The organism is Cellulophaga sp. BC115SP, from assembly GCF_009905545.1.
GTDB classification, from domain to species: Bacteria; Bacteroidota; Bacteroidia; order Cytophagales; family Spirosomataceae; genus Flectobacillus; species Flectobacillus rivi.
Map to the genome: position 1 here is coordinate 15,043 of NZ_JAAALB010000033.1, position 24,541 is coordinate 39,583.

Genomic DNA, 24,541 nt, shown 5'->3' on the forward strand with positions numbered 1-24,541 from the left:
TTTAATTTTGCCCACTAACTTATTCAAGGTAGAATATAGGTATTTTTACTTTTAGAAATAACTATTGGTAATTTCCAGTTGTTGATTTAGTCCAAAATCCTGTGAAGAAATTTTATGATTACTATGAGGAAAAGCATTATTTTTTTATTCTTAATTCTATTTCATTTCTGTGGTTTCACACAACAGAAGGAGTATAAATTTATCAATTTTAGTAGTAAAAATGGGCTTTCCTCCAATTCTATCAATGCTATTATCAAGGACAAAAACGGATTTATGTGGTTTGGAACCGAAGATGGTCTGAACAAGTTTGATGGACAAAATTTTAAAGTATATCGTCATAAAGAAACCGACAAAACCAGTATTGGTAGAGGCCCTGTCAATGACTTGATACAAGATAAAAACGGGCAAATCTGGCTTGCAACGAATTTTACCTTATCTGTTTATAATCTAAATCTTGATTCTTTTATTAATTATGATTTTACTAATTATGGTTGGATTACTTCTTTGTATGCCGACCATAATGGTAAAATTTGGGTGGGAACTTACTCTGGCTTATTCCTTTTTGACCCAAAAACGCAAAAAACAATTGCTTTTAGAGCCAATCCTAAGGATGCCACTCAACTAAACTCAAATATCATCAACTGTATTTATGAAGATGCTCAAAACTACATTTGGGTAGGTACTGCCGATGGACTTCATCAGTATAATCCTCAAAACAAGCAGTTTAACAGATACCTTCACAGCAACGAAAATCCTCAAAGTATCAGCCGAAACTATATTAATTGTATTGTTGAAAGTAAGAATGGGGAGTTATGGATTGGAACAGACCAAGGGGGAATCAATGTTTTAGATAAAAATCGACGCTCCATCCGCCATTATCTTCAGTTTCCAACCAACCTAAAAACAAGAACTGGTAATACCATCAATACACTGGTATTTGATAAAACTGGACTGCTCTGGGTTGGCACAGATACCGATATTAATATTATGAATCCTACTACGGGTGTAATTACACTTGTAAAAAGCTCTCCCGTTGAACCTAGTAGCTTTTTTATCTATAATGGAGGACGCTCTATCCGTAATATCTACATAGATGATGCAGGTATTTATTGGGTAGCGATTCATCAAGGTGGCGTAAACAAGTACGATTCTAACCTAACTTTTTTCAATCATAAACACTATAATGTATTTGATCCCAACGGACTTACAGGAAGTTCAGTTGTATCCTTTGCTGAAAGTCCTACAGGGGAGATTTATATCGGTACCGAAGGTAATGGACTTAATATTTTTAACCGTAAAACTGGGCAAATTCGACTGCTTAAACTTAAAGAAGAAAGAGCTAATACAGCTTCGATTATTGCTTTGGGAGTTTCAGGAAAAATGCTTTTGGTAGGTACCTATCAGCGAGGTTTCTATAGTGTTGATATGATTACAGGTACTTCAAAATACTACTATTTACCCTATGGTGCTACAGACTCTAGAGATATGCCTATCAATTGTATCAAAACAGATAACCAAGGAAATTCTTGGCTTGGCACAAATGGAATAGGCGTCTATTTATTTGACCCAATTACCCAGTCTATAAAAACTTTCGAGAATGCTTTTGCTTTGAAGCCTTCTCAGAAAATACCATTAAATGGATTTATTACCACCATCGAAGAAGACCATCAAGGGAACTTATGGTTTGGCTCGAATGGTACAGGTATTGCAGTATTTAATCCCAAAAGAAAGCAATTTACGGTGTTAAATTCTGGCAATAGTAAATTACCAATCGATAAAGTTCAGAGTATTTATTGTGACCATGCAGGTCGAATTTGGGTAGGTGCACAAGGAGGCGGTCTGTGTTTGTACAAGCCCCAAACTAATAGCTTCGAGATATTTGACGAATCCTACTCACTAGCCAATGACTTTATTTACAAAATACTTGAGGACTCAAGAGGTAAACTTTGGTTAAGTACCAACAAGGGTATTAGCTCTTTTGATTATGATAAAAAAGTATTTCGAAATTTCACCTTCTATAATGGTGTTATTCAAAGTACCTTCAATATTGGAGCAGGTCTAAAAACATCTAATGGACAGCTATTCTTTGGAGGGTTAGACGGGCTAAACTACTTTAATCCATCTGAAATATTACAAAAGAAAAGTGTACCTCCATTAGTTATAACAAGCCTGAAAATCAACAACAAACAAGTAAATCCAATAGAGAATTCAGAAATACAAGAGCACATATCTGTTGCCAAAGAAATTATTTTGAGTTACAAACAGAACTTTTCGCTCGATTTTATGGCGCTCAATTATACCGTACCTCACGAAAGTAGATATACTTATAAACTCGAAGGATTTGATAAGGAATGGAATCAAGTGGGGACTTCCACCACAGCGGTTTATACCAATCTCGACCCTGGCAGTTATACCTTTCATTTAAAGGCATATAGTGAAGATGGCTCATGGGAAACCCCCGAAAAGGTGATTAAAATTGTCGTTGAACCGCCTTTTTGGATGACCTATTACGCCTATTTGTTTTATGCTATTGCTATTGCGCTCACTGTGTGGGGAATTCGAAGAAGTTCAATTCAAAAACTCAAACGTGAATTTGTTCTTGAACAAGAGCGACTTGAAATGAAACATTTGATTGAAAAAGAACGCCACGATGCAGAGCAAAAAACAGAACTTGAAAAGGTGAAAGTTAAGTTTTTGACCAATTTGAGTCACGAACTAAAAACGCCTCTTACCTTGGTGCTCAACCCGATTGAGAATTTGATGTTTCAAGAAAATAGTACTGAAAAACTAGAAATGCTCAATTTGATTAGTCGAAATGCCAAACGATTACTCAATCTTGTCAATCAATTATTAGATTTTAGAAAAATTGAAGCCAATGAGTTAAACTTGAATGCCACCGAGGGAGATTTGGTATCTTTTTGCCAAGAAATCGTGGATTCATTTAAGTACATCGCTGTTCGCAAAAGCATTCATTTGCACTTTGTGAGTGTTTATAGCCATTATCACACGTCTTTTGACAAGGATAAAATGGAGAGAATCCTCATCAATTTACTCTCAAATGCGATAAAATTTACCAACGAGGGCGGCAATGTCAGCTTTCAAATAGCTCAGGAAGGGGTATCAGGCATTCGATTGATTGTCAGAGATACAGGAATTGGCTTGTCAAAAGATAGTACTGATAAAGTTTTTGAAAGGTTTTTTCAGATAAATAACAATGTCGATATTCTTAACCAAGGTAGCGGAATTGGCTTGTCTATTGCCCAAGAGTTTGTCAAACTTCATGGAGGAACCATCAAAGTTGAAAGCGAAGAAGGCGTTGGAAGTGCCTTTATTATCTCTTTACCCCTGCCTAGTTTAGACGCAACTCAGTCGCCTCTAATAGCCACAGAACCTGAGGTAACACCGATTTCGGATTTTGCCAAATCAGAACCACCCAAAATAGAGCTTCCTATTATTTTGATTGTGGACGACGACGACGATTTGAGAGCTTATTTGGTAGAAAGCTTAAAATCAAAATACAAAGTCATTGAAGCATCTGACGGTCGACAAGGCTGGCAAAAAGCGCTATCTTATCACCCGCAACTCATTGTGAGCGATGTCAATATGCCTGTGGTGGACGGAATAGAAATGGTTCGAAAAATTAAAAATGATACCCGTACCAAGCATATTCCTGTGATTATGCTTACGGTATTATCGGAAGAAGTAGACCAACTCAAAGGCTTAGAATCTGGAGCCAGTGATTACTTGAGTAAGCCTTTTAGTTTTCATTTGCTAAGTATCAAAATAGAAAACTTGCTCAGCTTAAATAGCTTATTAAAAAGCACTTACAGTAAACATATTCAGCTCGAAACCCCTGAAATAGAAATAGAGTCAGAAGATGAGAAGTTCTTGTTGAAGCTGTCAAAATATGTAGAAGAAAATATCGAAGATCCTGATTTGACCGTAGAAGAACTCAGTAAAGTAATGTTTGTGAGCCGTGGTACACTTTATAATCGTGTATTGAGTCTGACAGGTGAAACCCCTGTGGAATATGTGCGCTCGGTAAAATTGAAAAAATCAATTGCACTTTTACAAAAGAATGATATGAAAATTTCGCAAATCGCTTATGCCGTCGGATTTTCTAATCCTAACTACTTTGCAAGAGCATTCAAAGCAAAATACAATGTTTCACCAACAGAATATATCACACAAACGCGCAAAACACCCGTATAAATTTCACGCTAATTAGCACTCATTTAAGGTGCTAATTAGTGTATTTATAAACAAATTTCTGTCGAAAGATATGGCAAAGAAAAATTCTTTGCTAGGTCTATCCTTTTACCTATCCCTTACAAAAATGTACTTGTAGTACACAACAAACACGTATGATGAACACGAAAATCAAAACACTTTTAACGCTTGGGGCTTCGATAGCCTGTCTACAAAACTTGCAAGCACAAGCACAGGTTAGCTCTCTAAAATCTGCTTATCAAGAAGATTTCCTGATAGGAACAGCCCTTGGTACAGATCATATTTTGGAAAGAAACGAAAAAGCTAATCAACTGATAAAGAAAGAGTTTAATGCCATTACTCCAGAAAATATCATGAAGTCTCAGTTGATTCACCCAGAAGTCAACAGATATAACTTCAACTTGTCTGACAAGTTTGTAGATTATGGACTCAAAAACCAAATGTATATTGTTGGACACACTTTGGTATGGCATTCACAATTACCAAGTTTTGTTCATAAAATAAGTAGTGCTGACTCGCTACGTATATTTATGAAAGAGCACATCAAAACCGTAATGGGGCGCTATGCAGGCAAGATTAATAGCTGGGACGTAGTGAACGAAGCGCTCAACGAAGATGGAACCTACCGCAAATCTATTTTCTTTAATAAACTAGGAGATTCCTATATCAAAGAAGCTTTTGAATTAGCCGCTCAAGTAGACCCCAAAGCGGAGTTATACTACAACGATTACAATATCGAACAGCCAGCCAAACGAAAAGGAGCGATTGCACTAATTAAAAAATTGCAAGAAAGCGGTGTAAAAATAAATGGTGTTGGGATTCAAGGTCATTGGAGTATCAATTCAAATAACCTAAAAGACATCGAAGATTCAATTTTGGAGTTTTCACAAATGGGATTAAAGGTAGCTTTTACCGAATTGGACTTGACCGTACTGCCTAATCCTTGGGATTTGCGTGGTGCCGACGTCAATCAGCGTTTTCAAGAAGATCCAAAAATGAATCCTTACAAAGACTCACTTCCAGATTCTGTACAGACTGCCTTGGCAAATCGCTATTCTGAGCTTTTCAAATTATTCTTGAAACATAAAGACAAAATTAGCAGAGTCACTTTCTGGGGTGTAGATGACCGCCACTCTTGGCTCAACGGTTTCCCTATCCCTAATCGTACAAATTATCCTCTCCTATTCGACAGAGCTTTAGAACCAAAAAGAGCCTATCAAAGTCTAATGAGCCTCAAAGAGAGTAAGTAATAATGAATTAGTGCTGAATTATGCGTTGTGAATTGTGAATGTAAAATTTTAATTATCAACATGTTACATCTTCAATTGATAAGCCTGTTTATTAGGATTTTTTGCAGAACCCAATCTTTTTAACAGCTCCTACGGAGCTTGTACAAAGGAGAACAAGAAAATCTTCGTTTATTCAAGCTTATTTTGCCCACTAACTTAAGTTAGTGGGCAAAATTAAAATAATTTTACCCGCCTTAAGCTCTAGGCTTTATGCGGTAGGCTAAAAGTTAAATAGTATTTCTCATGAAATAATTGAGGCTTTTTTGCCTAATGCCTACGGCTTACAGCCTAGAGCGTAATAATGCAATCTTATTTTGCATTATTACCTAACTATTTAGACACAGCTGTTTTATATCCCAGTACGTCGAGCATCGTAAGAGCATATCTTTTGCCTAACTCGCGATAACCTGCTGCATCAAAATGTAAATTATCTGCGGCGTCAGTACAGCCTTTGGACGAGATAATACGAGCAGTCGGTATCGTTTTAGGAAGCGTAGCAATAATCGTATTCATGCTAGCACAAATACCTCCTTGCTCTGCATGAACCGTTTCACCAGCCAGCAATGGGACAGAATTTGGAGGTAAATTCAAATCTTGTAGAAGGTTGTCATACACTACTTTAACCTTCTTTGTCCAAGTAGTATCATTCGTATTCGATTCCCCTTGATGGAGTAAAATCCCTTTGATAACACCTTCCTTTTGCGCCAATTTTGCCATTTCTACTAGTCGTTTGTAAGGATTCCCGTCATACTCTTTTATCATATTTTTCATCCAATTTGGCGCAACAGTTGCTACGTAAGAATCGGTTTTTTCTTTATCAAAAAGCTCTATTCTACAGCCTCCAATAGATACATTTATTACCCCAACATTGACTGATGATGGTAAGTATTCTAACATGGTTCTTCCAAAATAGTCCACGGGAGTCAGACCTGTATTGCAACGACAAAGTGGTGGCACAGCAGTGTACCATTGTCCCATTTTTCTATTCAAATTTGGACAATTCAAAGCTTCCAATACCTTAAATCTTGGATTGACACCAACGGTATCTTGAGGCTCAAACTTGGCATTTCCTTCCATATTTGATTGTCCTAAGCTTAGGTAAATATGAAAATTAGGATTTTGGGCAAAGGTTTTACCCCAAAAACAAGTCAAACACAGTAAGACAATGGCAATTTTCTTTTTCATAGTGATAAGTCGTTAATTGTTAATGCTTCAGTTGCTAAACTGTTTAAAAAATAAGTTCAAGACAAAGTCCTGAACTAGTAAGATAATTGACCAATCACTAGTCCGAGACATTGCCCTAGACTAGTGATTTCAAGTTTGTTTAGTAAAACGCTATGGTAAAAACTGAAGCGAATTTATCTGCAAGTCGTTGGATTTTCCTACAGGAAATTTGACAAAAATATCATGGTGTCCCTCTATCGATTTAAGGCTTTTACGTACACTATTTTTGCTCGCTGAATATGGAATTTTTGCTACTAATTTACCATTTTTCAAATCATCTACCCAAAGTTCTAATACGCCATCTGTTTTTGCTTTGTATTGGATTTCTATGCCTTTTGCGTATTTTTTCTGGATACCTAAATCCACTCCTGAAATCATTAGCCAGCCTCCATTTTCAGAGGTATTAGTCACAGATTCTGGATTGATTTTTTCGACTCCATAAAAATTACTCATACCTACCACAGGTAATTTTGAAAAACCATCTTTACAGATAAACCAATCAAAATCAGCACTTTTACGCTCGGTAAACAAGCCAATACTAGTTCCAACCCATGAATTATAATTAGGTTGTACTTTATCCAAATTCTGTACCTGAATGACATTTCCAACAGCTGTCCAACTGTTTCCATCACCACTGGCATAAGCCTTTAATTCATGAAGGTTCCTCTCAATTTTTAGCCAGACTATCTCTCCGAAATTGTTTGGAATACTTTGTATATTATTTTCAAAACTAAAGATAATCTTCTTGCCGTTCTCATATCCACTGTATAATCTAACCACAACTGTTTGTGCACCATTGCTCAGGTATAATCCTGCTTTTTCATTTTCGTTTTGTGCTTTAAAATCGAGTTTTGTGACCGCTGAGTAATAATGATCTGTTTCTTTTTGCACAATACTTGTACGCAAGGAATCAGGTGAAAGTCTCAACCAGCCTTTTCTAGCAGATAAATCATACAAATCTGCATGCTTCTTTTTCAAAAAGTGCCAATTCAGCGAAAGCTCCTTTGACTCAAAATCATCAGAAGCCACACTACGCCATGCAATACCCGATTTTGGTAAATTGGGCTTAACCACAGGTTGGGTAGTAGGCGCCATACCCCACGGACGGTCACCCTCCCAAATCACAGGATATAGTGCGGTTTGGCGCCCCGTACCAGACCAATCATCTTGGTTATATTTTTCATAGCTCTGCCCAATAGTCCACCAAGTCCCATCGGCCAGTTGTACTGGTGCGGCAATATGGTTAGGTCTTCTAAAGCCTACTTTATCGTCGGTGATAGGCTTAAAAAATTCGCCAAGACGCTCCCACTGCGTCGAATCACTTGTTAGCGACTTCCCTCTAAGCACATATTGCCCTCCTGAAACATCGCCAGCAGGAAAATAATAGTAATAACCATTGCGCTTACACATTACTGGACCCTCGGCCCAACTATATTGTAGTTTGGCATTGACCCAATCAAGGTCAATCACCGAAGAGGTGAGTTGTCCATCTTTTCCTAACTCCTGCAAACGGTTCGTTTTTTGTCCGTTTTTAATAACCATGTAGGGCTTTCCATCATCGTCCACAAAAATAGAATTATCATAACCCAATGGTCCAGTTTTGGGATTTGACTTTACCTGAACAGGCTCTGACCAAGGACCCAAAGGCGAATCTGCCTTGCTAAACCACTGACCATTAGCAGAGAAATAAATCCAGTAAGAACCGTAAAAATACGTAATCGCACCTTGCCAAGTACCTGCCGAAGGGCGGTCGGTTACCCAATGTGCTTTTTGTGGGGGCAAAACCCTACTAATAATGCTCCAATGTACCAAGTCTTTAGAATGATAAATGGGCATATAGGGCGTAAAATGAAAGCTTGAACCGCAGTGATAAAAGTCATCCCCTACTTTCAATAGTGTTGGATCGGGGTGATCGCCAGGCAAAACGGGGTTGACGTAGGTTTTTACTTCATGATAAAAGGTGTTGTCTTTTTGTGAAAAAGTAGGTGTAATACCTCCAAGAATTAATCCGATGAGTAATGTAACAAAGCTTAATTTTTTCATCTGTTGTTTTTATTAAATACGTTATAGCAAGCGAGCTTCATCAACATTTTTCACAACTGACAAAGTTTTGCCATAACCTCGTAAGGATGCTTAGTCAAAAGGCTTTGTCTCTATTCATTTTCATAGAAATAGGTATGTAATTTTCAGTTAAAAGTTCATCGCTTGAAAATGTAAAATAAGTTGATGACTAAAAATTTGATTAGCACATTTTACTCGTTTTGTGTACTTAATGTTTAACACCTAAAAAAAATACCCAAATTCTACCATAAGACATACAAAAGGGCAGAATTTGGGTATTGAGCTTTATAACAAAAGAATCCTAATGGGTCATTATTTCCATTTCGAGCGCTGCTAACTTGGGAAATAAAATGTTGTTTTCCAAATGCACATGTTGTGTCAAATCAGTATCTAATTCCTCTAATTTAGATAACATTACAATGTGGGAATTACAGGCGTCCACAGGAGGAGTATAATTATTAGTAATTTCTCGAAGTCTAAACAGTAACTCTCCAGCCTCTTCGTGCTCGCTATTCATCATACTGATTGGATTTTTGACTGTCCGAAAAAATGGAGGTGCTACTTGTGCATGTTCCTCAGATGCTGTTACAAGAGACTTTCCATAAGGAAATATTACATTTTCCTCTTTAGGCAGGTGCCCTAACAAGTCTTCTTCAAGAATCGTATAAACGGTAGCTAATTCCGTTAGATAAGCATATTTATCCTTGTGCTTGGTACAAACCTTCTCTACAAAATATCTGATTTCGGGTAAGTTTTTATACAAAAATTGATGATGTACTTGATAGATATAGTCAATCAAGAAGTCGAGCTTTAGGCTATTAAAATCCAAAGACTTGTCGCCCGTTTTTGACAGCAACTCTATTTCTTCCCAAATTTCTGCTGGATCTTGTTTCTTCTTCTTACATTCTTCAGTAAAGCTCTTATTGCCCCCACAGCAAAAATCAATATTCAACTTTCTAAACACACTTGCTGCTTTGGGATTATGTGCGACTATTTCGCCTACGGTCTTAGTATCAAAGTTTATCGTTTCCATAAAATATTTGAGTTAAATTTTTGAACAAAAATAAAAGACTTTTTTGTCTTTTATTATGACTAATATCAAAACTAGAACTCGTAAAAATCAGGAAGATAAATGAAAGTCATTTCAGAAAAATACTCCAAATGACAAAAGGGAGGCATGAGCAGGTTTCGACACCGAACGAAAAGTAAAGATCTGAATTATCTTTTTCGGTAAAAAACACAAAAATCATCGATATAAAACAGGTTAGCACAAATGCAATGGCGTATTGTTCTTTTAGATAAATCATGCTCAATCCAGCCGCCAACACAAGCATACCATAAGCCAAATATTTAGACTTTTGGATACCTATTAATTGCGGAAAAGTAATAATTGAATCAGTATCAACATCTCGAATATCAAACGGAAGAATCAAGGCTGTGATAAACAATAAGGTCATCAAAAAAATAGAAAAACTAAAATAGTGAAAAGAAAGCCATCCGTTGACCAGTCCCCACACAATACCAACATACAGCCCTTTCAGCAGTGGAATTTTACGAATAGTAGTACTCAAAAACTGGCTATTGTACAGAAGCCCTAAAAACGAGATAGTAACCCATTTATAAAATCGATGGGCATTATGATTGTGAAAAATCAGTGAAATACTAATTAAGGCTATTATACTATTGATAATCAATATTTTATTAAAAAAAGATACGCCTTGATATTTGGTATAAATATACCCGTTGAAGTACGTTACAAAAATGAGGAAGAAAGTAGGAAATCGAAAACTACCTTCTTCTAACATAAAAAATGTAGCAAGTAAAGTTCCCATCAAAGCCACATAAAGCTGGCTATCTATTATGATTTTTTTCAGCACTGGTAATCAAAATTTAAAATTGTTCTATCGATTAGAATAGAGAAACTGCCATTTGTTTAAAGGGTTTTAACAAACCAAAACACAAATAGAACAAATAACCTTGAACTTTATACCTAAAAAATTCATAAATCTTACATTTAATTTATTTCTACAGATTTTCTCCAAAATTGAGCTATAATATTGTGGTATTCTATTTCCAACAAACAGATAAATATATCTATACAATTGATAATCATGCATTTAACAAATTTTATAAGAATGAATTATTTCATCAAAAGTCCCATATTAACCCTACTTTTATTACTTACCTCACTATCAGCTGTTTTGGGACAGAAAGTATCTCCAAAAAATACTTCCGAATTAACGGGACAGGTTTTAGATATTTCCAACAATAAAGGTTTGAGCTTTGCTTCGGTCACTCTTTTGAAAAAAGAAGGCGAAAAAACGCAACTTACAGCTGGTGCTACTGCCGATGAAAATGGCAATTTCAAACTTTCAAATGTCCCATTGGGAGAGTTTGTGTTAAGAGTGTCTTTTATCTCTTATAAAACTTTTGAAAAGGCAATCAAAGTAGAGCAGAGCCATCAAAATATTGAAACGATTCTCCTTTCACCAGACGCTAATGTACTGCAAGAAGTACAGGTGAAGGGCGAAAAAGATGCCGCTTCATTCAACATGGATAAACGTGTGTTTAGTGTTGGGAAAAACCTAACAAGCATCGGCGGAACGGCTGAAGCCCTACTAAAAAGCGTACCTTCGGTAAGCATTGACGAAACAGGAAGCGCTAGTATTCGCAACCTCGCTACCACTATTTATATCAATGGTAAACCAACTCAACTAACTTTAGCACAAATTCCAGCCAATCAAATAGAGTCGGTTGAGGTAGTTTCAAACCCTTCGGCACGATACGATGCGTCAACTTCGGGAGGTATTATCAATTTGGTTTTGAAAAAAAATCGAGAAGCAGGATATAATGGTATGGCAAGTGTTGGTATTGGTAACAACGGTAGATATGATGCGTCATTGAACTTAGATTATCATCAAAATAAGTGGACTTTTAATGTACTATACAACCTCAACGCTACCAAAAATCCGCTCACTGGATATGTGGACAGAACTACAACTAATCGTGGTATCATGAGTTATTTTCAGCAAAACACTGATATTAACCAAGATAATACTTTCCAGAATGGGCGTATTTCCACTGAATTTTCACCCAATAAATATAACACCTTCACGCTTGCAGGTAATCTTGTAGGTGGCTCCTATAATACTTTCACCAATCAGTCTTATGCCTATAAAGATGCTCAAAACAAGGTTTTGAGTTCGGGAACTCGAACAACCGTACCTGCCAATAATTACACCAATTTTGGTATTGAATTCGACTGGAAAAAAAGCTTTGCTCAAAAAGGAAAAGAGTTGAGTTTGATGACTTCTTTTACGAAAAATACCATTTCTAATGCTGCTGACTGGCTTACAACAAGCTTAAATGCTGATAATACTAGCATGGATGGGTATCCAGAAATAGATAAAATCACAGGAAGTCAGGCTGGTTCGCAATATCTTTTTCAGTTAGATTATACCAAACCAATTAATGATTCTACCAAAATAGAAATGGGTATTCGCTCATTTAATTACACCCGCGACATTCAGTATTTGTTCAACAAGAAAAACAACGATACTTATACTTTATTGGAAGGATATTCGCAAGATGGCGTAATCAAAGAATCTGTTAATGCTGCCTATTTTATGTATAGCACCAAGCTCAAACGTAATTATAGTATTCAAGGTGGCTTACGATTTGAAGAATCATTTTTGCATGGTAATTCAAGATTTGATGGCGCAACCTTTGGGTATGATTACCCAAGTGCACAAAATGGAGACTGGATAAAAGCATTTTTCCCTTCTTTCTCTATTTCTAAAAAACTTGGTAATGATTCAGAATTAGGTTTAAGTCTAGGAAGAAAAGTTGGTAGACCCAATTTCCGCCATCTTTTTGTAGGTATTCAAGCCAACGATAAGCAAAATATTACTGTTGGAAACCCAAAAGTACAACCTGAATTTGTCAATTCTGCGGAACTTTCTTACAATACCTCTTGGGGACATTTGTCGTGGTTAGCCACTGGCTATTACATTTATGAAGACCATACCATTAAGCCATTTACGCAGGCTTCGAGCACAGATTCTACCATTTTGGTAACAACATTTATCAATACAAAAGCCGATATTCAGTACGGAATTGATAATACCTTAAAACTAAATCTTGGAAATTTATCGGTGTTAGGCAACATCAATGCTTATCATTTTTTGATACAATCTGTGACGCAGCAAAACGAAATGTTTACGTATCGTGCCAAATTGAATATTTCGTACAAGTTTCCAAAAGATATTGTCGCTCAAATTAACTTGAATAGAGACGCCAAATCGCCCACTTTGCAAGGATATCGCAAGCCAATAGAAGCAGCAGATTTTGCCATCAAGAAGATGTTTATGAACAATCGAGCAAGCATCGCTTTTGCGGTTAATGATATTTTTAATTCTCGCCAATATATTACGGTGTATGATCAAGGCAATATTATGCAAAGTACGATGAACCGTAGAGAGGTAAGATTTTACAAACTCACCATTCAATTACCTATCGGACAAGCTAATTCATTTTTCAAGAAGAAATCTCAGAATGTAAACAAACCTGATATTGATTTTAGTAATTAAAGTAATTTTACCTGCTTTAGGCATTAAGCTTTAGGTCATAATTTTATGTGGTTTTCTAATCTTTTTTGTCTAATGCCTACGACGTAATAAGGTAATATTATTTTGCGTTATTACGCTGTATACTATTGGAAAAGTACAAACTATATCATAACAGTTTATCCCTTTTTAATTAGGATTAAAACCTCGCCAAATACTACACACCTCGCTGACCATGTTTCTATCATGCACCAACCGCCAATTTTTCATTTTGTAGAATTCCTAGAATATAAAATCATAAGAAAAACAAAATTGTGTAGTTTTTGCGAATAAAAATCCCCTATATTTGTCTATTAAAACTATAGACTAAATATTATCATGATTTATTTCATCAAAACACGGAAAACACAACTCAACAAACTACTATCAAAAATATTAGGGGCAGGAAAACAGTTTCCATCAATCAATTTTGCAAAAGAAAATGGAGAGTGGAATTTCGATTTTCCTGAAGACAAACAACAATTAAGTCTAGAAGAAATCGCTCAAGGCAAGCCTGTCTTGATTACTTATTATGTACCAGAGTGGAAAGAATATGCAGATCAACAACTTTGGTTATTACAAAAATCTATCCGACGATTGTCAGAGCTTGGCGTTCAAATACTTACAATTACTAACTTGAGTCTCCCTAAAATAAAGGAACTAAAACAGAACGAAAAGCTTACATTTTCTATCTATCATGATGATAATCAAGATATTGCAAAAAGTATCGGGCTATTATCAGAGCATACTCCCTGTACACAGTTTTATGTAGGAATTCCTGAAAATATTCCGCTATCGGCAAGTTTCTTGGTATTAGCCAATGGTTTAATTATCCACCATTTTATTGATACAGAATTACAATCCTACTTATCATATAAAGAAATCGAGGTTTTTGTAAACAATTATAAGAATTCGAAAATTTTTTCATAAATATTAGTCTATAAAGTATATAGATTTAATATTTATTATTACTTTTGCAAAACCAAACAGATTTTTCAATCGGCTCTAACATGGAGTCTGTTGTTTGAACTAATGGTAGTCTATTTAATCAATCTAATGCAGCTAAGGGTGAAAGCGTTGCTTTCACTCTTTCTTTAAAGCTCATAAATGCTTAAATGACTCTCGACATATAAAATTGAATTCTTTGGAGTTTATTATTCTGACACTTTACCCCAAAAACAATCGTGCAAAAAATTCTTTCAAATCGCGCCGTTTGGTATATCGCACCTACAGTATTACTATTCAGTAGTTTTATTGTATTGATATATAGTGGAAATGTCCATTTTTCATGGTCTGCCATTCAAGATGGTTTTAACAGTGATTTCGGGTTCTATGTATTGGTGGGATTAGGGGCACAACTAGTAGATGGAACTCTAGGAATGGCTTATGGCGTAACTTCCACCTCATTTTTATTGAGTTTGGGCGTGCCACCTGCGGTAAGTAGTACAAGTGTACACGTAGCCGAAATGTTTACGACAGGCGCTTCTGCCATTTCGCATTTTAAGTTTGGTAACATCAATAAAAAATTGTTTCGCAATCTATTAATCCCTGGGGTATTAGGCTCTATTACAGGCGCTTACCTGCTTGCGGATTTCATTGATGGAAATGTCATAAAACCTTACATTTCTATTTACATGATTATTTTGGGAATAATCATTATCAGAAAAGCGCTTCAAAAAAATATTGTTAAACAACGCACCAAGCGTTTGGGATTATTGGCTGTCTTCGGAGGCTTTATGGATTCAATCGGTGGTGGTGGTTGGGGACCAATCGTAACGTCGTCGTTGTTAGGCAGAGGTCGTGACCCACGCTATACCATTGGTTCGGTCAACGCAGCGGAGTTTGCCGTCTCATTTGCCAGTGGTATTACATTTTTACTTTTTGAAGGCGTCAATTCTTGGCAAGTGGTGTTGGGCTTGATTGTTGGCGGTACGGTAGCTTCACCTTTGGGGGCTATTTTTGTCAACAAAGTAAAACGTAAACCTATGATGATTTTAGTCGGAACGCTAGTTATCATCATTAGTTTAAGAACGATTATTAAAAGCTTTCATTTAATTTAATTTTACTCGGTGTAGGCTTAGGAGTAGTTCACTAGAATACTCCTTTTATTTTACCATAAAAGTATATAAAAATCATATACTAAATAGACTTATAAAATCTAAATTATCTATGTATTCTAAACCAAATGTATCACATTCAAATACTTGTTTATCAATCCATTTGAATCAAGTAGAAAGGCAGTATTTATTCTGTTGAAGCATAAAAAAGACCAAGAGGTAACAACCTCATTGGTCTAGTTCAACTAAAGTAATATCTATCGTTAGATTTTGACAGCGAGCTTGGAACCGAGCTGTCGAGATATTTTCAATTAAACAATTAAAATTAATGAAAAAACTTTTATTTGTCATTATCGCCGTGATGGCGGTCAGCATTTCAAATATCGCCACAGCACAAAACAAACCTATTATCAATGCTACAGTATCTGGTAAAATCGTAGATTCAAAAACGAATGAACCACTGATTGGTGCTGCTGTTCAAATTAAAGGAACTACCAACGGTTCGACAACTGATGTAAACGGTGATTTCTCATTGATTACAGGTCAAAAACTTCCGTTTTCAGTGATTATTTCCTTTGTAGGTTACTTGAAAAAAGAAGTAGTTATTACAGCAGATAAAGCTGAAATCAAATTAGATGAAGACGTAAGTCAATTAGCCGATGTTGTAGTATCGTCTCGTCGTCGCCAAGAGGCTGTTCAAGATATTCCAATTCCTATTGCAGTAATTCGTGGAGCAGCGGCTGAAGATGCAGGTGCATTCAACGTAAACCGTTTGAAAGAATTAGTACCAACAGTACAGTTATATGCTTCGAATGCTCGTAACACAACCTTGAATATCAGAGGGTTAGGCTCTACTTTTGGTCTAACAAACGATGGTATCGACCCAGGTGTTGGTTTTTATGTAGACGGGGTATATTATGCACGTCCAGCAGCTACAGCATTAGACTTCGTTGATATTGAGCGTGTTGAAGTTTTACGTGGACCACAAGGAACACTATTTGGTAAAAACACCACTGCTGGTGCATTCAATATCACTACTCGTGAAGCGAGTTTTACACCAAGTGCAAGTTTTGAATTGAGCTATGGTAACTACGGTTACATCCAAGCTAAAGGCTCGATTTCTGGCCCTATCAATAAACAATTGGCTGCAAGAATCTCTTTTTCAGGTACACAAAGAGATGGTCTTCTTTACAATACGAAGACACAACAAAATATGAACGATATTAACAACTTGGGTACGAGAGGCCAGTTGTTATATACGCCTTCAGAAAAAGTAAAAATTACGTTTATTGGTGATTATACAGCTCAAAAGCCTAACGGATATGGTTGGCCTGTGGCTGGTGTAGTTACGACAAAACGTGCTGCCTATCGTCAATTCAACGCAATTATTGCTGATTTGAACTACAAATTACCTTATTCAAGTGCATTTGAAAGAGTGGTAGATTTGGATACGCCTTCCAAAGCAGATAATAGTTTGGGTGGTGTATCTGCCAATGCAGATATTAAAATTGGTAATGGTACTTTGACTTCGACAACTGCTTGGCGTTTCTGGAAATGGACTCCTTTGAATGACCGTGATTATACAGGTTTGCCAATTTTCACCATTTCTTCAGGTAATTCAGTACACGATCAATGGTCACAAGAATTGCGTTATTCAGGAAAAGTTGCTGACAATTTGAGTGGTGTAATTGGTGTATTTGGTTTGTGGCAAGATTTGAAATCAGACCCTGTACAAACAGAGGAAGCGGGTTCGGCACAATGGCGTTTTGCGCAAAGTTCGACAAGTGCGCTTTGGAAAACACCAGGTTTGTTTGATAACTTCGGTATCCGTACAACTAACCGTATCCAAAGCACAAGTTTAGCGGCATTTGCTCAAGTAGACTGGGCTGTAAACGATAAAATTCACGTATTACCAGGTTTGCGTTATAACTATGACAAAAAAGTAGCCAACTACAAAAGAGAAACGTATGGTGGTTTGCAAACGACAGATGCTGCTTTATTAGCCTTAAAAAATGCTGTATATACCAACCAAGCATTTGACACAGATGTAAGCGAAAGTAATGTTTCAGGTCAGTTGACTTTACAATATAAAGCTTCGAAAAATGTAAATGCCTATGGTACTTATGCCATCAGTTACAAACCTGTAGGTATCAATATTGGCGGTTTGCCAACAGCTAATGGTCAAGTATTAATCGATTTAGCAAAAGTAAAACCAGAAGGTGTAACTCACTATGAATTAGGGGTTAAGACTCGTCCTACAGCCAACTCATTCTTGAACGTTGTTGTATTTAATGACGATATTAAGGATTACCAAACTCAAGTGCAAACACCAGAACCAGGTGTAAACAGAGGTTATTTGGCTAATGCTGAAAAAGTTCAAGTGAGAGGTGTTGAAGTAGAAGGAAACGTGAGATTAACACACTTTACTTTCAATGGATCGATTGCTTATACTGATGGTAAATATGTGTCATTCACTAACGCTCCTGTACCTTTGGAAGAGGTAGGCGGTGCTCAGGCATTTAAAGATGTATCGGGTGGAGAGCTTCCAGGTATTTCAAAATGGACAGGTTCATTCGGTGCTGAAGCTACAACTAAAGGTGTATTCTTTGGATTGAAAGGTAACTATTTCGTAGCCGCAGATATTTATTTCCGTTCGAAATTCTCTTCAAGCCCATCTCCTTCTCAGTATTTGAATATTGATGGTTATTCATTATTGAATGGTCGTTTTGGATTTAGAGCATCAAATGGTATCTCTATCTATGTTTGGGGAAGAAACATTGCAAACACTGACTATTACGAGCAATTGTTAGCGGCACCAGGAAGTGCAGGTCAATACGCAGGTATCCTTGGTGACCCTCGTACGTATGGCGTAACAATGAGATACTCATTTTAGGTATTTAGTGAGTTAGTGAATTGTGAATCATTGATTGATGGAGACGCAAAGCATTGTGTCTCTACAGATAATGGAAAATCATCATTCACTAACTCACAATTCACTCATTCACAACTCACTAAATCACTCATTCACAACTCACAAAATCACTCAATACTAAAACACGTCCAGCCGTCTTCTTGGGTTTTTAAGGAGAACTGAAAATTATGATTCATTAATATTTCACGACACAACATGAGTCCAATCCCTTGACCATCAGGCTTATTACTAAAAAAAGGCGTAAATAACAAATGGGCTTGTTCTTCAGGAATCGGTCTACCATTATTTTTGATTTGAATTCCTTTTTCTGATAATATTACGACAATTTGGTTTCCTATATCACAAGATTCTATGGCATTTTTTAGCACATTGATTAATACTTGCTCTATCTGCCCTCGGTCAATCATCGCAAATTTTTGCTGAACTTGCTCCTCCCAAATTAATGCTATTCCTTTTTCTGTAGCACGACCTCTCCAAAGTTCTACCATATTGGCTAAGACTTCATTCAAAGATTGTTTTTCAAGATGGGGTTCTGGCAAACGAACTACATCTGCAAATCTTCGCATAAATACACACAGTCGCTCGTTACGGTCAGAAGCTACTTCTAAGGCATGTAGCAAATGTGGCTCTTCAACCATCTGTTGCGCTACATTCAAAATCGAGTTTACTGCTCCTATCGAATTATTTACCTCATGTGCCATCATTCTAATTACTTTCCCATAGGCTTTCTTTTCTGTCGCCAAAATTTCTGAAGTAAGTTCTTCTATCATCAGAAAAGGTCTTGCAAAACCTTTATCCATAAAAAAAGAACGCTGAATTTTGAAAGTAGATAGGCCATTAATCTGAACAGTTTTTGATTCACCATCTTGTAATTTTTGTAATGCATTCACAATCGGATGACCAAGTACCGAAAGTGGTTGATGGAGAAATTGACCTTCTACGATACCAAATAAATCTTGTGCTTTAGGATTGATTTTCAATAAGTTTTCATCAAAATCCAATACTAATATGGCAATCGGTGACGCCTGAATAAGCTTTTCCAGAAAGAAATGCTGTTCTGTCAACTGTATTCGCTCCGTACGAAGCTGTTCTATCATTTGATTATAAACCTCTATCAGTTGGTCAAGCTCGGTTGTTCCAACTGGACGAAGTTTAATGGAAAAATCTTGGTCACGCATAGCTTCGGCTCCCATCAAAAGTAGTTTAAACGGGCGGTCGATAGCTTGGTAAAGTACTACAGAAATTATCAATGAAAGTAACACAAGCACTTCCGAAATGATAAAGTACAATTTGTTGGCAGATAAAACCTTAAAGGCTAACAACATGATAATGGCATGAAGAAAGCCCAAGTAAAGCAAATATCTTACTCGTAAAGAAATACGCATCAGCTAAAGAAGTTGAAAAGGCTGTAATAGATTTTTTAAATTACTCTTCCGAATAAGGAATACCAAATTTTTCTAACCTACGATATAACGCAAACCGTGTAATACCCAACGACCGAGCAACTCGACTAATGTTATTTTGATGAAAAGACATCGCTTTTCGAATCATCAAAAGTTCCATTTCTTCAAGGGTAAGCGTTCCTACTTCTGGAAATGCACTTTTGGGTGCTGTACTAACCTGTGAAATATTTTTCTGAAAATCAGTTATTTCCAATTGGTCGTTGGGACTCAAAAGAATTGTTTTCTCAACCAAGTTCTTCAACTGACGAATATTGCCAGGCAAAACCAAAGTTTGCAACCATTGTAAGGCTTTGGATGAAATTTTTAGCTGTGGTCTTTCGTAAATAACCTTCAGATTATCAACAAAGTATGTAGCTAATGAAGCAATATCAATAGGACGCTCTCGCAGGGCTGGAAGTTTGACTGAGATTAAATTAATCCGATAAAATAAATCTTCTCGGAAAGTACCCTGAGATACCATTTCCTCCAAATTGCGATTGGTTGCGCAAATCACACGCACATCTACGGTTTTGGATTTGCTACTTCCCAAAGGTTCGAAGGTTCTATCTTGTAATACTCGGAGTAGCTTTACCTGACTTGATAAATCTAAATCTCCAATTTCATCCAAAAATAAAGTACCACGATTGGCTAGTTCAAAACGTCCAATTCTATCTGATTTGGCATCGGTAAATGCGCCACGAACATGCCCAAATAATTCGCTTTCGAATAAGGTCGCAGAAATTCCCCCCAAATTTACTTTGACAAATGGACGAATTCTTCTTTTACTATTTTGGTGAATAGCCTCAGCAATCAACTCTTTTCCTGTACCACTTTCACCCGTTATCAGTACAGGAGCGTCGGTTGGCGCTACTCTTCCGATGGTTTCGAGAATAGATAGAAGTTTGGAGTCTTCGCCCACTATATGTTCAAAATCAAACTTTTGATCTAGTTTTTTTCTAGTAGAAACGCTTTCTGTCTTTTCTTCTAAATCCAAAATGGTTCGGATAGATTGCAGTAAATGATCGTTTTTCCAAGGCTTGGTCAAAAAGTCTTTTGCCCCTAATTTCATCCCCTCTACCGCCAAATTAATTGTCCCCCAGCCAGTTAATAAAATAATCAAAACTTCTGGGAATTCAGAACGAAGCATTTTTAAAGCCTTCATCCCTTCCTCGCCAGAAGTTTCAATAGAAAAATTAAGATCAAGAATAATTAATGTAGGTTTATAGGCAGGGATAAGCTCCCTTGCCGCAGCAGGAGAATCACAGGTTTTTACCTGAAATCCTGCCTGCTGTAGAAGAAGTTGTAAAGAGGTTTGAACAGCAAAGTCGTCGTCGATGATGAGTATTTTGTTCATTGAAAAGGTAAAAAATTAGTATTTAAGTTGTTAGGCACTAGGTAAATAGTATTAAATTGTTTTAATATATTTTGCTTAAAGCCCACAGCTGATAGCCTATTGCTATTACGATTCGTGCAATACGATGGCTGGTTGGATTTTGGCAGCCTGTCGACTTGGATAAAAAGCACAAATCGTGACTAATCCGTAGATAATTAAAATCGCCAAAACAATCGCCACCCAATATACTCCTGAAGCCAAATCAAATACTTTCAAAATTGGGAATTGTACCGCAAAAAGTAATCCTATAAGTACAGCAAAGGTAGCAATAACCCACATCTCAGCAACAAACTGCTTTTGAATATCTGCTTCGGTAGCGCCCATAGCACGACGCACACCAATTTCTTCACGACGTTTGGCAATATTTACTTTTAATATTCCAAAAAGCCCCATGGCAACATTGAGCAACAAAAAGCCTGCAATAATGGCAAAGACTATCATTGGAACCAATGCCATATTATGTTGATTTTGTCGTTGGTCGGTCAAATAGCTCACTTCAACAGTCCAGCCTACCAGCATATTACCGAGGTCTTTTACCAATTTTGCCTCAAAATTGGCATCTGTTCCTGACTTAAGTTTAATTATTATTTTTCCTTCTTCAGAGCGTGGCCACATCAGTTGAAAGAAGGCAGGCTCATTTTTGGTAAACTCACCTTTTGCTTTGAAATTATCAATTACCCCAACGACAATTTTATTATCATCCAGTGTTTTTCCAATTGGATTTTCAGTGCCAAAAAGTGCATCAGCTGTCTTTTGGTTAATCACAACGGGCTTATTTTTTGCTACAGAATCAGAGGATTGATACCAGCGTCCTGACTTCATTTTTATGTCAAAAACCTCATCGAAATTTTCATCAGCATAATATATATCCGACAGTGTACTCGTTTTTTTACGACTAATCGAACTATTCATTTGACTGAAAGAAAAAGGAGAATTTGAAGACATTTGACTTACTTTTTCTACCTCAGGATAAGATTTAATTCTTTGCAAAACTTTAGCAATTTTATCGGCAGTTTGTACTGTATCCTGATTGCGAGACAAATCTATTGCCCACACTTGCTCATATTCAAATCCTAGAGATTCTCTATAATTATCAAGATTGAAGGTTACCAAAGACATTACCCCGAATAGCACCATAAAAGATGCCCATATTTCTATGATCAAAAGGAGGTGACTTCCTTTTCGATTCCATATTAGTTTAATTAAATGCTGTAACATGATTGTTGGGTTTTGAGGATGATTTTGTTTTTCCTGAAAATTCTACTGTCTTTTGAGTGCATCAATGACTTTCATTTTGGCCATTCTGAAAGCAGGAGCTACGCCAGAAAGTAAACCAAACACCAAACACACTAATAGACTTACGCCAAAAACAGGCAAATTGATGGTCAAATCTGAGTAGAGAATCAGGCCACTTCTATTAAATATGTAAATGCCTACACTCGTCAGAATCAAAGCAATAGCCCCCCCAATAAAAGTAATGAAGATATTTTCGACGATAAACTGAAACGCTAACGTACGAGTTGGTGCACCAAAAGCCTTACGCACACCTATTTCGGAAGCTCTTTCCAAAATTCTACTTACATTGAGATTAACCAAATTGATAGCAGGTAACCCCATGAGCATCAATAACACCAAACCCACTACTAGATAAAATTTACTACCGATTTCCTTATGAAAAACACCATACAACATCGTATCCGTATAGGTTTGTGCGTGTGTATCAATAATGGAATACTTCGTACCACCCATTTTTATGGGTACGGGAATTTTGGATACATTATTCTCAAACTCAGATTTTATTTCTGGAAAATCAGAAGAGCTATTTGCCTCTATAATTGCCACAAAAGTGCCTTGCAAGCCTGTTCTTTGATAATTGCTTTTGGGTAAATTATAAGGGAAAAACATATCCGAAAACGTCAGAATACGAGTTACTGGACCAGCTTTCACCACGCCAATAACCTTATATTTTTCATTATCAACTTCAACCATTTTTCCAATAACCGACTCAGATGAGCTATCAAAAAATTGTTCTCTCATTGCATCCGTAATAACAACCACATGGTCGCCATTGGCAATATTGGTTTGATTGAAGGGCTTTCCTTCCAAAAATTCATAATTCGTTATTTCCCAAAAATTAGTATCGCAATATTTTGTACTAACCTTTATCCGCTTGCCATTGATGTAGGAATTGGCAGAGGTAATCATGGAAGAAACACTTGTTCGCTTAGGGGTTTTGAGTGTTTCTATGTATTTTTTGTAAAAATCATAAGAGATAGGCCCTCCCATCTGAGAAGTTCGCGCAGAATCTTCCAAAAACAAGTTCATGACATATAAAGATTTGTCTCTGTTTTGCTCTGGATAGTGACTTCCTACCAAGTGATCAAGAAATGAAGTAATCATCATCAATACGGTAAGGGTAATGCTTATCCCAAACAAGGTAATGAAAGTATAGAAAGGATGCCTTAACAACACTTTCCATGCAATTTTGATATAGTTGAGTAACATATTTTTTGCGTTTTAAAAAGTATAACTTAAGTATTAGTACCGAGTTTTCGAAAAGTGGTTTTTGACAATACTATTGATGATTTATACAAATCTGAAATCAAAAATCCGACATCCGATATTGGTCTAATAGACTTGTGTTCCATCAAACAAACGAATCAGGCGGTGGGTCTTCTTTGCCATACTTTCATCATGCGTTACCATTACAATAGTGCAACCTTCGGCATTGAGTTGGAGTAGAATATTCAAAATTTCGTTACCCATCGCACTATCCAAATTACCTGTAGGTTCATCGGCCAAGATAATATCTGGCTTGCCTACAATGGCACGTGCAATGGCAACACGCTGTTTTTGTCCCCCCGAAAGTTGATTGGGAAAATGCTTCATACGATTGCTCAAACCCACTTTTTCTAATGCTTCACGAGCGGCATCTCTACGAGATTGTGCCGAAGAATTACGATATAAAAGCGGAATTTCAACATTATCCAACACCGACAAATCATTAATCAAATGGAAGCTTTGGAAAATAAAACCAATTTTTTGATTTCGAAGCAACGCCAAAGCTTTGTCTGTATATTGTTCAACATGCTTTTGATCGATAAGAATTTCTCCTTTGGTAGGCTCGTCCAGTAGTCCCATGATATTGAGCAAAGTACTTTTCCCACATCCAGAGGGTCCCATGATGGACACAAATTCGCCCTTCTTAATGTCTATGTTGATATTATTTAATGCCAATGTTTCGATAGTGCTAGTCTGGTACACTTTCTCGATGTTATTTAATGTAATCATAGAGGATTTGTTGTTTAA

General features: G+C 36.6%; 15 protein-coding genes. 6 read left to right on the plus strand and 9 right to left on the minus strand.

Annotated elements, in window-relative coordinates:
- The first annotated feature begins 123 nt into the window (after positions 1-123).
- Together GVN22_RS19515 and GVN22_RS19520 are read left to right on the plus strand one after the other, a co-directional pair.
- A complete protein-coding gene (locus tag GVN22_RS19515) occupies positions 124-4,212 on the plus strand; it encodes a hybrid sensor histidine kinase/response regulator transcription factor (protein ID WP_166552691.1) in 4,089 nt (1,362 codons plus the stop codon).
- A 152-nt stretch (positions 4,213-4,364) separates the two neighbouring features.
- Positions 4,365-5,480: an endo-1,4-beta-xylanase gene (locus tag GVN22_RS19520; RefSeq protein WP_240915714.1), complete on the plus strand. Its 1,116-nt coding sequence runs from the start codon at positions 4,365-4,367 to the stop codon at positions 5,478-5,480.
- A 369-nt stretch (positions 5,481-5,849) separates the two neighbouring features.
- Here the strand turns inward: GVN22_RS19520 and GVN22_RS19525 are convergent, their stop codons facing one another.
- The 4 genes from GVN22_RS19525 to GVN22_RS19540 form a co-directional block, all read right to left on the minus strand.
- Positions 5,850-6,704 (minus strand): sialate O-acetylesterase, encoded by an 855-nt coding sequence (locus tag GVN22_RS19525; protein WP_166552692.1) that lies wholly within the window; start codon positions 6,702-6,704, stop codon positions 5,850-5,852.
- A gap of 150 nt (positions 6,705-6,854) precedes the next feature.
- Positions 6,855-8,786, minus strand: a complete 1,932-nt coding sequence (locus tag GVN22_RS19530; protein WP_166552693.1) for a family 43 glycosylhydrolase — start codon at positions 8,784-8,786, stop codon at positions 6,855-6,857.
- A 319-nt stretch (positions 8,787-9,105) separates the two neighbouring features.
- On the minus strand, positions 9,106-9,837 hold the full coding sequence (gene ric, locus GVN22_RS19535) for an iron-sulfur cluster repair di-iron protein (protein ID WP_166552694.1): 732 nt from the start codon (positions 9,835-9,837) through the stop codon (positions 9,106-9,108).
- Positions 9,838-9,943: 106 nt separating this feature from the next.
- Positions 9,944-10,681 carry a hypothetical protein gene (locus GVN22_RS19540; RefSeq protein WP_370520451.1) on the minus strand — a complete coding sequence of 246 codons (738 nt, stop codon included), beginning with the start codon at positions 10,679-10,681 and terminating at the stop codon, positions 9,944-9,946.
- 258 nt (positions 10,682-10,939) lie between these two features.
- Here GVN22_RS19540 and GVN22_RS19545 point away from each other — a divergent pair, with 258 nt between their 5' ends.
- The 4 genes from GVN22_RS19545 (at position 10,940) to GVN22_RS19560 (ending at position 18,358) form a co-directional block, all read left to right on the plus strand.
- Entirely contained in the window at positions 10,940-13,393 is a 2,454-nt protein-coding gene (locus GVN22_RS19545; protein ID WP_166552695.1) for a TonB-dependent receptor domain-containing protein, read from the plus strand.
- 354 nt (positions 13,394-13,747) lie between these two features.
- Positions 13,748-14,338, plus strand: coding sequence for a redoxin domain-containing protein (locus GVN22_RS19550; RefSeq protein ID WP_166552696.1), 591 nt, complete (start codon positions 13,748-13,750; stop codon positions 14,336-14,338).
- Positions 14,339-14,592: 254 nt separating this feature from the next.
- A complete protein-coding gene (locus tag GVN22_RS19555) occupies positions 14,593-15,468 on the plus strand; it encodes a sulfite exporter TauE/SafE family protein (RefSeq protein ID WP_370520452.1) in 876 nt (291 codons plus the stop codon).
- A 325-nt stretch (positions 15,469-15,793) separates the two neighbouring features.
- The gene (locus GVN22_RS19560; protein WP_166552697.1) at positions 15,794-18,358 is read left to right on the plus strand and encodes a TonB-dependent receptor; all 2,565 of its coding nucleotides are present in this window, start codon (positions 15,794-15,796) and stop codon (positions 18,356-18,358) included.
- Between the two features lie 146 nt (positions 18,359-18,504).
- Here GVN22_RS19560 and GVN22_RS19565 read toward each other — a convergent pair whose 3' ends face one another.
- The 5 genes from GVN22_RS19565 to GVN22_RS19585 all read right to left on the minus strand — a co-directional run bounded on the left by GVN22_RS19565 (position 18,505) and on the right by GVN22_RS19585 (position 24,523).
- Positions 18,505-19,782, minus strand: a complete 1,278-nt coding sequence (locus GVN22_RS19565; RefSeq protein ID WP_166552698.1) for a PAS domain-containing sensor histidine kinase — start codon at positions 19,780-19,782, stop codon at positions 18,505-18,507.
- Positions 19,783-19,822: 40 nt separating this feature from the next.
- A complete protein-coding gene (locus tag GVN22_RS19570) occupies positions 19,823-21,193 on the minus strand; it encodes a sigma-54 dependent transcriptional regulator (RefSeq protein WP_166552699.1) in 1,371 nt (456 codons plus the stop codon).
- Between the two features lie 105 nt (positions 21,194-21,298).
- Complete coding sequence (locus GVN22_RS19575) at positions 21,299-22,450, minus strand: ABC transporter permease (RefSeq protein WP_166552700.1); 1,152 nt, start codon at positions 22,448-22,450, stop codon at positions 21,299-21,301.
- Positions 22,451-22,492: 42 nt separating this feature from the next.
- Positions 22,493-23,737: an ABC transporter permease gene (locus GVN22_RS19580; protein WP_166552701.1), complete on the minus strand. Its 1,245-nt coding sequence runs from the start codon at positions 23,735-23,737 to the stop codon at positions 22,493-22,495.
- A 123-nt stretch (positions 23,738-23,860) separates the two neighbouring features.
- The gene (locus GVN22_RS19585) at positions 23,861-24,523 is read right to left on the minus strand and encodes an ABC transporter ATP-binding protein (protein ID WP_166552702.1); all 663 of its coding nucleotides are present in this window, start codon (positions 24,521-24,523) and stop codon (positions 23,861-23,863) included.
- Positions 24,524-24,541: the final 18 nt, after the last annotated feature.